Source organism: Streptococcus halichoeri, from assembly GCF_009870755.1.
In the GTDB taxonomy this organism is placed as follows: domain Bacteria; phylum Bacillota; class Bacilli; order Lactobacillales; family Streptococcaceae; genus Streptococcus; species Streptococcus halichoeri.
On record NZ_WLZU01000022.1, the window covers coordinates 23,945 to 35,783 of the forward strand.

11 protein-coding genes are annotated in these 11,839 nt (G+C 43.3%); 6 read left to right on the top strand and 5 right to left on the bottom strand.

Annotated features, from left to right (window positions below):
* The first annotated feature begins 214 nt into the window (after nt 1–214).
* Nucleotides 215–1,456, top strand: coding sequence for an MFS transporter (locus tag GWD08_RS06430; RefSeq protein WP_159564857.1), 1,242 nt, complete (start codon nt 215–217; stop codon nt 1,454–1,456).
* Between the two features lie 315 nt (nt 1,457–1,771).
* Here the strand turns inward: GWD08_RS06430 and GWD08_RS06435 are convergent, their stop codons facing one another.
* Complete coding sequence (locus tag GWD08_RS06435) at nt 1,772–2,143, bottom strand: thioesterase family protein (RefSeq protein ID WP_159545146.1); 372 nt, start codon at nt 2,141–2,143, stop codon at nt 1,772–1,774.
* A 127-nt stretch (nt 2,144–2,270) separates the two neighbouring features.
* On the opposite strand from GWD08_RS06435, the gene GWD08_RS06440 reads away from it, so the two are divergent.
* Nucleotides 2,271–2,990, top strand: a complete 720-nt coding sequence (locus GWD08_RS06440) for a pseudouridine synthase (protein ID WP_159564859.1) — start codon at nt 2,271–2,273, stop codon at nt 2,988–2,990.
* Nucleotides 2,991–3,064: 74 nt separating this feature from the next.
* Here GWD08_RS06440 and GWD08_RS08795 read toward each other — a convergent pair whose 3' ends face one another.
* Entirely contained in the window at nt 3,065–3,211 is a 147-nt protein-coding gene (locus GWD08_RS08795; protein ID WP_341871812.1) for a CorA family divalent cation transporter, read from the bottom strand.
* Nucleotides 3,212–3,348: 137 nt separating this feature from the next.
* Nucleotides 3,349–4,590, bottom strand: coding sequence for an aminopeptidase (locus tag GWD08_RS06450; RefSeq protein WP_159564861.1), 1,242 nt, complete (start codon nt 4,588–4,590; stop codon nt 3,349–3,351).
* 162 nt (nt 4,591–4,752) lie between these two features.
* On the opposite strand from GWD08_RS06450, the gene GWD08_RS06455 reads away from it, so the two are divergent.
* From GWD08_RS06455 to GWD08_RS06465, 3 genes are all read left to right on the top strand, one after another.
* Entirely contained in the window at nt 4,753–4,881 is a 129-nt protein-coding gene (locus tag GWD08_RS06455; RefSeq protein WP_159545152.1) for a DUF4044 domain-containing protein, read from the top strand.
* Between the two features lie 62 nt (nt 4,882–4,943).
* Nucleotides 4,944–6,257: a GTPase ObgE gene (obgE, locus tag GWD08_RS06460; RefSeq protein WP_159545153.1), complete on the top strand. Its 1,314-nt coding sequence runs from the start codon at nt 4,944–4,946 to the stop codon at nt 6,255–6,257.
* A 68-nt stretch (nt 6,258–6,325) separates the two neighbouring features.
* Complete coding sequence (locus GWD08_RS06465) at nt 6,326–6,490, top strand: hypothetical protein (RefSeq protein WP_159561496.1); 165 nt, start codon at nt 6,326–6,328, stop codon at nt 6,488–6,490.
* 143 nt (nt 6,491–6,633) lie between these two features.
* Here GWD08_RS06465 and GWD08_RS06470 read toward each other — a convergent pair whose 3' ends face one another.
* Both GWD08_RS06470 and GWD08_RS06475 read right to left on the bottom strand, forming a co-directional pair.
* Nucleotides 6,634–7,374, bottom strand: coding sequence for an amino acid ABC transporter ATP-binding protein (locus GWD08_RS06470; RefSeq protein ID WP_159545157.1), 741 nt, complete (start codon nt 7,372–7,374; stop codon nt 6,634–6,636).
* Nucleotides 7,374–9,551, bottom strand: a complete 2,178-nt coding sequence (locus GWD08_RS06475; RefSeq protein WP_159564863.1) for an ABC transporter substrate-binding protein/permease — start codon at nt 9,549–9,551, stop codon at nt 7,374–7,376. The genes GWD08_RS06470 and GWD08_RS06475 overlap by 1 nt, the downstream gene beginning before the upstream one ends.
* Nucleotides 9,552–9,718: 167 nt before the next feature.
* Between GWD08_RS06475 and uvrB the strand changes: the two genes are divergently transcribed.
* Nucleotides 9,719–11,710 (top strand): excinuclease ABC subunit UvrB, encoded by a 1,992-nt coding sequence (uvrB, locus tag GWD08_RS06480; protein ID WP_159564865.1) that lies wholly within the window; start codon nt 9,719–9,721, stop codon nt 11,708–11,710.
* The last annotated feature ends 129 nt before the right edge of the window (nt 11,711–11,839 follow it).

The window sequence follows — 11,839 nt, forward strand, 5'->3', positions numbered from 1 at the left end:
TAAACTATACTAAAAACAATTAAATACTGCTTTAAACATGTTCCGTGAGACGTGAAAGCCCAAAAAAGAGGACTGCTTTTTGCTGTACTCTGATTAGTTGTAACTGGAGTGACTCATGGAAAAAACTTTTTTCGTGGGTCTTTTTTTGGTCTTTGCTAAAGCGTATTCAATTAATTAAGGTAGTCAGAGAGCTACTATTAAAGGAGAAAAGCATATGCTAAACTTGTCTTTAGACAGAAACAATCAGCGAGCCTTGGCAGCAGCCATTGTTGCCTCAGGCACAGATGACCTCAATGTCATGTTCCTGGCTTTTTCGATGTCGTCAATCATTGCTGAATTGGGCATAACAGGAGCCCAAGCTGGCTGGATTGCAACAATTACTAATCTAGGCATGTTGGCTGGCGGTCTGTTTTTTGGCTTATTAGCCGATCGCTACCAAAAATTTAAAGTATTCAAATGGACCATCCTTGTCTTTTCCTTGGCAACGGGCTTGATTTTCTTTAGCACATCGATCCAATCACTCTATCTTTTGCGGTTCTTGGCAGGAGTAGGAGTTGGTGGTGAATATGGCGTAGCCATCGCGATTATGGCAGGCATCGTTCCACCCCATAAGATGGGCCGTATCTCATCACTAAATGGCATCGCAGGCCAAATTGGTTCGATCAGTTCAGCACTCTTAGCTGGCTTTATTGCGCCGGCACTTGGCTGGCGCGGCCTCTTTCTTTTTGGACTTTTGCCCATCCTACTGGTTCTTTGGATGTGGCTGGCTATTGATGACAATGCTATCTGGGACCGTGGAGCTATGACTCAGGAGCAGGACCAACCGATCAAAATGAGTCAGCTGTTTAAAACCCCTACTTTAACCGCGCAAACTTTGGCTTTAATGGTGATGACAACAGTCCAGATTGCTGGGTATTTTGGAATGATGAATTGGTTACCAACGATTATCCAAACTAGTCTGAACATTTCAGTCAAAAATTCTTCCTGGTGGATGGTAGCGACCATCCTGGGCATGTGCTTGGGGATGCTCACCTTTGGGCAAATCTTAGATCAGTTTGGTCCTCGCTTGGTTTACAGTCTGTTTCTCTTGACCTCTGCTGTCAGTGTTTATCTCTTTCAGTATGCTAATTCCCTTATCAGTATGGTGATTGGCGGAGCTATTGTGGGTTTCTTTGTGAATGGCATGTTCGCAGGTTATGGCGCAATGATCACCCGACTCTATCCACATCATATTCGCGCAACAGCCAATAATCTCATCTTAAATGTAGGCCGGGCCCTTGGTGGCTTTTCCTCAGTCATTATTGGGCAAATTCTTGATGTTTCGGGTGTTGCGACTGTCATGGTTTTTTTAGCAACGCTGTATGTGATTAGTTTTATGGCTATGCTAACCATCAAGAACTTAAAGCCCAGCACCTATGCCTCTTTAGGACAAGAAGGAGCTGTGCTGCATTCCTAGTACTGAGGGCTTGCTCATCAGCATAAGCTAGCAGGGCTTTTCAAAAACAAACAATAAATAACTGACGCCAAGCTGTCTTTAGGCATTTCATCTCCAGCCTCAAGCAGTTTGCGCCAGTCATTAACGCTTATCGCCTTTTTCTTGCAGGCATAGCTGACAGCTGACTGGCTTGTAAGCAATCAGCTATAATACAATAAAAGCCCCTTAGGAGCAACTGTTACAGACGTTAGGCCGGGACAAAAAAGCCTAACGTTTTTTGCTTAAAGCAGTCGCTTTCTTTGGGGACTTTTGCATGAGTCAGTTACGGTGTCGTTTTTAATCGTTTGAGTTGAGGCGCTGCATAAACCGCTGCCGGTTGACCCTGACACGTGTATGGCAGGCTTTGGCAACTAATCGGTCATGGACATAGGCCTCCAAACGAAAATCATATTTATGGCCTTCTTCTTTGAGGGCGATGATGACAATGGTGACTGTTTCGCCAATAGCAGATGCTGCTAAATGTTGTAGTCCTAATTCGCTCCCAACCGTTGTATGTGCTTCATCCAATTGCTGACTGGCAAATTCAAAGGCTGTGTTTTCCATAAAGGCTGCCAGTGCTGGCGTAGCTAAAACGTTTAGGTCACCAGACTTTACAGCGTTAGCAGCGTGTTCTGAGTGAGTATCAAAGGTTTTTGAAAAGATAGCCATGGTGTTTCCCCCTTAATGTGTTACTATCATTATAATATATTAAACGCTTACAGTCATCTCCTGGCCGTCACGTATGGTATACTAATAAAAGTATCAAACAGGAAAGAGAAAGAGTCAACAACTAGCTATGCGATTAGACAAATGTTTAACAGATCTAGGCTTAGGTACCCGAAGTCAGGTCAAACTTCTCTTGAAGCGAGGCGAGATTGCGGTGAATGGTCGCACAGAAAAATCAGCCAAGTTTCAACTGGATCCAGAAAAAACCGAGATTAGCTACCAAGGGCAGGTGTACCGTTATGAAAGCTTTTTATATTACTTGCTTAATAAGCCAAAAGGAGTTGTCTCTGCAACCGAAGATAAGGTGCACAAGACTGTTTTAGAGTTGCTTGATCAGCAAGCTAGGCACCGGCAGGTCTTTCCGGTGGGGCGTTTGGATAAGGATACCCATGGGCTTTTGCTGCTTACAAATGATGGCCAGCTGGCGCACCAACTCTTGTCACCTAAAAAACATGTTGCTAAGGTTTATCGTGCCTTGGTTTCTGGCATCATGACCCAAGCAGACCAAGAACACTTTGGCTCTGGGATAAGGCTCAAGGATCATCATTGCTTGCCTGCTCGACTGAGCATTTTAGCAACTGATCAGGCTAAGCAACAATCAAGTGTAGAGATTGTCATTCAAGAAGGTAAATTTCACCAAGTTAAGCGAATGGTGCAAGCTTGTGGTAAGGAAGTCCTGGATTTACAACGCACCCAAATGGGGCCATTAAAGTTGGACCCTGCTTTGGCTTTAGGGGAATACCGTCGGTTAACCCCTCATGAATTAGCCCAACTGAAAAATACGCTGTAAAAAAGAGAGTTCCTCTGTTATGAATACCTTAGCTTGTGAAAAAGAGCTAGTCTCATCAAAGGCACTTGTTGCAATCATTTTTTATAGTGAAAAAGGCTATTGCAGATGCAAAAATAGTGATCGCTCCCAAAAATAATCACAGGATAGCCGTAGGGATGATTTAATTTAGGCATGTATTTACAGTTCATACCATACCAGCTAACTAAGAGTGCTAAAGGCATGCACCATGTCGTTACGATAGGAAGGGCAGGATTTTATATTGCTTGAGCTCTGCTTGGCTAGTTGCTCTGCTTAAACAGCAAAAAAGCTTGAAACAAAGCGTTTTTTGCCTCAAGCGGGATTTACTGATAAGCGTTTCTTATAGGGCCCATTCGCCAGCACGGAAAATCGGAATAACTCGGCCATCTTTGGTAATACCATCAATGTCCATATGTTCAGATCCAATCATAAAGTCCACATGAGCTGTAGAGCGATTAAGCCCAGCAGCTTTTAATTGGTCTTGACTCATTTCAGTGCCTCCTTTAATACTAAAGCCATAGGCTGCGCCAATAGCAAGATGGTTAGAGGCATTTTCATCAAAAAGTGTATTAAAGAAGGTTAAGCCAGATAGTGAGATAGGAGTTTTATGCGGTACAAGGGCTACCTCACCAAGGGATTGTGCTCCTTCATTTTCTGAGATTAAGCGTTTAATGGTTTCTTGCCCTTTTTTAGCTGTCACATCAACGATTTGGCCATCTTTAAAGGTGAAGGTCATATCTTCAATGACTACACCAGCATAGGATAAGGGTTTGGTTGAAGTCACATAGCCATCAGCACGTCGATAATCTGGTGCTGAAAAGACCTCTTCTGTTGGCATATTGGCGATAAAGGCTTCGCCCTGAGCATTAAGACTTTCTGGCCCTTCCCAGATATGATTTGCTGGCATGCCCAGCCTCAGGTCGGTCCCTTTGGCCTTGTAGTGCAACTGGTCGAATTGATAGCTATTGAGCAGCTCAGCTTTTTTAGACAGCTTGGCCTGGTGTTCTTCCCAAGCTTTAATGGGATCGGCCTCGTAGATGCGGTTCATTTTGAAAATGGCATCCCAAAGAGCATCAACTTGTTCTTCTTGACTTGTTAACTCGGGAAAGACCATAGCCGCCCAGTCAGGGCTTGCTGCTGCCGCGAGATTCCAGCTGACCTGATTAGCTTGGGTGGCTGTCCGCTGTTCAGCTAGAGCCACTGTATTGGCTTTGGTTGCTGCGGCAAGTCGTTTAGCATCCACACCTGCAAAGGCATTGGGGTCACTTGAGCGCACCACTAGACGGCTAGCTTTTTTCCCTAGGTAATAACGGGAGCGTTCAACCACGTAATCTGGTATCTGAACCAAGCGATCAAAGTCAGCATGTAAGAGTTTTTCTTTGGTTATAATGTCATCGATGTAATCAACAACAACCTCAGCCGCTCCCGCTTCATAGGCTTTTTTAGTTAAGAGACGTGCCAAAGGAAATTGGTCAACAGCAATAGTAATCAATAAGGTATGTCCTTTTTGTACATTGACCCCTTTTTTAATTAAGAGGTCAGCATATTTCGCTAGGTAGCGACCAAAGTCAGCAAGCACCATAGTCTATCTCCATCATTTCATTTTGTCGTTCCTAAATGTAGCATAAATGGCTTAAAAGTACAAGTTGATCTGGAGGCCTTCTAAAGGGAGATTGGCATTTGCGTATTCTGTTATTTCGTGTTAAGATAAGTAGAGAAAAAATCAATGAAGAGGTAAGATAAAGTGGCATTTGGTGACAATGGACCACGCAAAAAAACAACATTTGAAAAAATGACATTGTTTGTGGTTGTCTTAATGGTTTTAGTAACTGTTGGTGGACTGATTGCAGGAGCACTTGCAGTATTAGTGTAAAAAAACGCTGTCAGGCGTTTTTTTAGAATATTAGAATTAATGAAAGTAAGAGATAAGTAAGTATGAGTATGTTTTTAGACACGGCTAAAATTAGCGTTCAGGCAGGCCGTGGTGGCGATGGAATGGTTGCCTTTCGCCGGGAAAAATATGTCCCAAACGGTGGCCCTTGGGGAGGTGATGGCGGCAAAGGTGGCTCTGTTATCTTTAGAGTTGATGAGGGTCTTCGCACCTTGATGGATTTTCGTTATAATCGCAAATTTAAGGCCAAAGCTGGTGAAAAAGGCATGACCAAAGGCATGCATGGTCGTGGCTCGCAAGACTTAATTGTGCCTGTGCCACCAGGAACAACGGTTAAGGATGCTACAAGTGGCAAAGTCATCACCGACTTGGTGGAAAACGGCCAAGAGTTTGTTGTGGCACATGGTGGCCGTGGTGGGCGTGGTAATATTCGTTTTGCCACCCCTCGCAATCCTGCTCCAGAAATCGCTGAAAATGGTGAACCTGGTGAAGAGCGTGAACTAGCATTAGAATTAAAGATTCTCGCGGATGTGGGACTTGTTGGCTTTCCTTCTGTTGGCAAATCCACCCTGTTGAGCGTGGTTTCGGCAGCAAAACCTAAAATTGGAGCCTATCATTTCACCACTATTGTGCCTAATATTGGCATGATTAGAACTAAAACGGGTGATAGCTTTGCAATGGCTGATTTACCTGGTCTCATCAAAGGCGCTAGCCAAGGCATTGGACTTGGCACCCAATTTTTACGGCATATTGAGCGTACTCGTGTTATCCTTCATGTGATTGATATGTCTGCTAGTGAAGGTCGTGATCCGTACGAGGACTACCTTGCTATTAATAAGGAGCTTGAGACCTATAATTTGCGGCTTCTGGAACGCCCACAGATTATTGTAGCTAATAAGATGGACATGCCTCAAGCACAGGAGAACTTGGAGAAGTTTAAACAAAAGCTGGCTGCCAATTATGATGAATTTGCGGAGCTGCCGCTGATTTTTCCAGTGTCAACTTTGGCCAAACAAGGTTTGGATAATCTCATGAATGCTACCGCAGAGCTTCTTGAAAAGGCGCCTGAGTTTCTCCTTTATGATGAAAGTGACATGGAAACCGAAGAAGTTTATTACGGTTATGAGGCACAGGAGCGTCCCTTTGTTATTAGTCGCGCTGATGATGCTTCTTGGGTCTTATCTGGTGAGAAGCTGGAGAAACTTTTTGTCATGACCAATATGGAGCGTGATGAGTCCATCATGAAATTCGCCCGCCAATTGCGCGGAATGGGTGTTGACGATGCTCTGCGCGAGCGCGGTGCTAAGGACGGCGATCTTGTGCGGATTGGTAAATTTGAATTTGAGTTTGTGGATTAATTGGCTGCCTAGCAATGGTTCTATGGCAAAGCCAGCTTAGCTCATCATTTCTTTAAGTGGAGGTGTTTATGGGAGATAAACCAATATCGTTTCGAGATGAAAATGGTCATTTTGTCTCAGCAGCCGATGTTTGGAATGCTGAAAAGCTAGAAGAATTATTCAATACGCTTAATCCCAATCGTAAATTACGCTTGGAGCGCGAGCGTTTAGCCAAAGAACAGAAGTCGACCTAGGTCACTTCGCTGAGATTGAGGTTGGGTACCCAAAAGGTGCCTTGCCTCAATCTTTTTTTGTTTGCCCTCGCTGTTTTTAAGCATTACGGGACCACAAAAAGACGCAACGAAAGCCTTTAGGCTTAGCTGCGTCTTTTGGTTGATTATACATTTAACACTTTGTCGAGAAATTCAATCAAACGCGGGTGTTTTGGGGCATCAAAAACCTCTTCAGGGCTACCATCTTCTAAGAATTGACCGCCATCCGTAAAGATAACCCGGTTGGCTACTTGTCTTGCAAAGCCCATTTCGTGCGTGACAATCAGCATGGTCATGCCTTGCTTGGCGAGGTCACGCATGACGTTTAAGACATCACCAACCATTTCGGGGTCAAGAGCTGAAGTTGGCTCGTCAAATAGCATAATGTCAGGATTCATTGCTAGACTGCGGGCAATCGCCACCCGTTGTTTTTGACCACCTGAAAGACTGGCAGGGTAGGCATCTGCCTTTTCACTTAGTCCAACCTTTTCCAGTAAACTTAAGCCATGTTTACGGGCCACTTCTGGTGTTTCCTTGCCCAGTTCGGTTGGAGCAAACATGATATTTTCCAGAACAGTCATATGGGGAAAGAGATTGAAGTGTTGGAAAACCATGCCAATATTCTCACGCGCCTTATCAATATTGGTGTGAGGGTCTGATAACTCATAACCATCCACGACAACTTTACCACTAGTAATGGTTTCTAATAAGTTGAGTGTTCGAAGGAAGGTTGATTTACCAGAGCCTGATGGGCCAATGATACAAACCACATCTCCTTCATAGAATTTGGCGTTGATTCCTTTGAGTACTTCATTATGGCCATAGGATTTATGAAGGTCTTGAACATCAATTTTTAATTCTGCCATTAGTTAAGCCTCTTTTCTAAGCGTTTTGCTAAGCGTGTTAAGAGCGTAATCATAATTAAATAGATAATTGCTAAAATTGCGTACATCCGGAAAGATTGATAGTTACGGGCAATAATAATCTTTCCTGTTTGGAAAAGTTCAACCAAGCCAATTGCAGAGACAATCGTTGTGTCTTTTAGGGAAATGACAAACTGATTGATGAAGTTTGGCAGCATGACCTTGACTGCCTGTGGTAGGATGACCTTTTGCATGGTTTTGTGGTAGGGGATACCAAGGCTACGGCTTGCTTCCATTTGCCCTTTAGAGATAGCGTCAATACCACCACGAACTATCTCAGCGATGTAGGCTCCTCCATTTAGGGAAAGAGCAATGGTTGAAGCAACAAAATCATTAATCGGTGATTGGTGACCTGTTAGGGTTTCAATCAGATTAGGTAAGCCCCAAAAGATAAAGGCTGCCACAATCATTAGGGGAATGCCGCGGACAAGATCAACAAAAATCGTGGAGGTTAAGCGAAGCCCTTTACTTGGAGACACTGCCATCATACCAAATAAAATCCCAATCAGCATGGCAATGGCAAATGAAATTAAGGTTAGGCTAAGGGTTGTTCCCAAACCTTGAAGGAGTTGTCTATAGTTGTTGGAAAGCAAACCAAAGATGGTTGACTCATCAGCGTTTTTGGCATGGGCATCGGTCTTGTCTTCACTTGCTAAGTATTTATGAATGATGGCGTCATATTCACCAGATTTTTTCAGTTGTGCTAAGCCATTATTAAACATTTCGATCAGTTCAGGATGGCTCCCTTTTTTAACAGCAAAGCCATATTCACCTGAAGCTTCTCCCTTGAGAGGGGTTTCGAATTTGCGGCCTTGCTTAATGGCGTATTTGAGGATAGCCTCATCATCCATTAGGGCGACAATCGAGCCAGAATTTAGGCTGTCATACATTGATGATGCTTCATCAAAAGCCTTTAATTTATAGTCATAAGTCGCTTTATTCTTTTCCAAAAAGTCATAAGAAGCAGTGCCTTTTTTAGCTCCGACTGTTTTGTGACGGAGGTCTTTGTAAGAGGTGATAGAGCTGCCTGCTTTTGTACCTAGGCGAATTTTTGAAGTATAGTAGGAGTCTGAAAAATCAAAAATAGCTTGACGCTGTTCTGTCACAGACATTCCGGCGATGGCACCATCAGCTTGGCCTGATTGGACAGCATTAAGCGCCGCGTCAAAACCTGGATTTGAAATATCAAGTTTGAAGCCTTGTTGCTTAGCAATGGCTTTTAAAAGCTCCATATCAATGCCGACATATTTGCCTTGACCATTTTGAAATTCAAAGGGGGCAAAGGATGAATCGGACACAATTTTATAAGTTGCTTTTTGTGGGCTGGCCTTTTTAGAGGCATCACCGGTGCTTGAGAGGCTTTTTGTGGCACTAGAAGCGCCGAGCCATTTTGTCATAATATCTTGATAAGTGCCATCTGCTTTCATTTCTCTAAGAGAAGTGTTAAACTGCTTGACTAACTCATCATGGCCTTTTCCTTTTTTGACGGCAAACCCAAAGCTACCAATTGCTTCACCGGGCATATTGATAGCCAGATTTTGATTTTGCTTAATGGCATATTGGATGACGGGTTGGTCATCCATGACGGCGTCGATTGAGCCAGAAGAAAGACTGTTATACATGAGGTCACCCGTGTCAAAGGTTTTAACATGGTAACCGTAGGTTTTTTTATGGTCATCAAGAAAACTTTGTGCAGCAGTACCATTTTTGACACCAACTGTTTTTCCTTTTAAAGCATTGTACTTTTTGATTGGTTTTGCTTTTTGAGTGGCAATGACAATCTTAGTATCATAATAAGGATCTGAAAAAGTAAACACCTTTTCGCGTTCCTTAGTAATTGTTGTGCCTGCCATTAAAGCATGGGCTTGTCCAGATTGGACAGCGTTAACAGCCGCATCAAAGCCGGGAAAGGACATTTTTAAGTCCCAATGTTGGCGTTTAGCTACTTCATTTATAATATCAACATCAATGCCTTTATAGATTTGATCAGCATCCTTAAACTCAAAGGGAGCATAAGCTGTATCTGAAACAACAGAGATAGTTTCAGCTTTGGCAAGTCCCGGGACAAGAAAAAGAATGGATACTAGTGACAGAAAACCTGCCTTAAAAAACTTTTTCATGGTGTTCTCCTTCATAAAATATGACTCATTATACCAAAAAATAGGTGTCAAGGCAAGTCAAGTGGTAGTTTCATGTTAGGTTTTATAACATCATTTTGCCAAAGGCAAATCAAGGCATTTCTGAAAAACTATGTTAAAATAGGACATGTTAAGAAAGAGGACAGATTATGATTGATCGAAAAACTACAAATCGCTTTCACTTGGTTTCCCAATATGCTCCTTCAGGGGATCAGCCGCAAGCAATTGAACAACTCGTTGATAATATCGAAGGCGGCGAAAAAGCGCAAATTTTACTTGGTGCAACTGGTACTGGTAAAACCTATACCATGAGTCAAGTGATTAGTCAGGTTAATAAGCCAACACTGGTCATTGCACATAACAAGACTTTGGCGGGGCAATTATACGGTGAATTCAAGGAATTTTTTCCAGATAATGCCGTTGAGTACTTTGTTTCTTATTATGATTACTATCAGCCAGAAGCCTATGTTCCCTCTTCTGATACCTATATTGAAAAAGATAGCTCGGTGAATGATGAGATTGATAAACTACGCCATTCAGCTACCTCCTCTTTGCTTGAGCGCAATGATGTGATTGTTGTTGCTTCAGTTTCTTGTATCTATGGTTTGGGTTCACCAAAAGAATATGCCGACTCAGCTGTAAGTTTGCGGCCAGGCCAAGAACTCTCTCGTGATCAGTTATTAAACCAACTAGTCGATATTCAGTTTGAACGTAATGATATTGACTTTCAGCGGGGGCGTTTTCGTGTGCGCGGTGACGTGGTGGAAGTTTTCCCAGCTTCACGCGATGAGCATGCTTTTCGCGTTGAATTTTTCGGTGATGAGATTGACCGCATTCGGGAAATTGAAAGTCTAACGGGAAAGGTGCTAGGTGATGTTGACCACTTGGTCCTATTTCCGGCTACCCACTTTGTGACCAACGATGAACAGATGGAACACTCTATTTCGAAAATCCAGGCGGAGTTGGAACAACAATTGGCCCTTTTTGAGTCCGAAGGAAAATTGCTTGAAGCTCAGCGATTGAAACAAAGAACCGAGTATGACATTGAAATGCTGCGGGAAATGGGCTATACCAATGGCGTGGAAAACTATTCTCGCCATATGGATGGTCGGTCGGCCGGAGAGCCGCCATTTACGCTTTTGGATTTCTTTCCGGAAGATTTCTTAATCATGGTTGATGAAAGTCACATGACCATGGGGCAAATCAAGGGCATGTACAATGGCGACCAGGCCCGTAAGCAGATGCTTATTGACTATGGTTTTCGCCTCCCATCGGCCCTAGACAATCGGCCACTACGCCGCGAAGAATTTGAAAGCCATGTCCATCAGATTGTTTATGTCTCTGCCACACCTGGCGACTATGAACGACAGCAAACAGATACCGTGATTGAGCAGATCATCCGGCCAACTGGTCTCTTGGATCCTGAGGTTGAAGTACGCCCAACCATGGGCCAAATGGATGATTTGTTAGGTGAAATTAATCTTCGTAGTGAAAAAGGTGAGCGGACCTTTATTACGACTCTCACTAAGAAGATGGCTGAGGATTTGACAGACTATCTCAAAGAGATGGGGGTGAAAGTCAAATATATGCACAGCGATATTAAAACGCTTGAGCGAACAGAAATTATTCGTGATTTGCGTTTGGGCGTTTTTGATGTGCTGATTGGCATCAATCTGCTGCGCGAAGGCATTGACGTGCCTGAAGTGAGCCTCGTTGCAATCCTTGATGCTGATAAAGAAGGATTTTTACGAAATGAACGCGGCCTGATTCAGACTATTGGCCGCGCAGCCAGAAACAGTCAAGGCCATGTCATCATGTATGCCGATAAGATGACAGAATCCATGCAAAAAGCAATTGATGAAACCGCCCGCAGACGGGAGATTCAGATGGCTTATAATCGAGAACATGGTATTGTTCCACAGACAATTAAAAAAGAAATCCGGGATCTCATCGCAATTACTAAAGGCACTGACAGCCAAGTAGCTGAAGAAACTATCGATTATTCTGCTATGAATAAGAGTGAGCGTGAGACCGCTATTAAGCAACTGCAACAGCAAATGCAAGAAGCAGCAGAGGTGCTGGATTTTGAACTGGCAGCCCAGATTCGTGACATGGTCCTTGAATTGAAGGCAATGGATTAAAGCTCAGATTGAAGACAAACTGGTCTAAACCTCCAGTTTGTCTTTTCTTTTACTTTCATTATGCTGATTGGAATAACTTTGACAAATTTCAGGCAAACTAAAAAGGCTATCCTAGCCATTATCTTACTA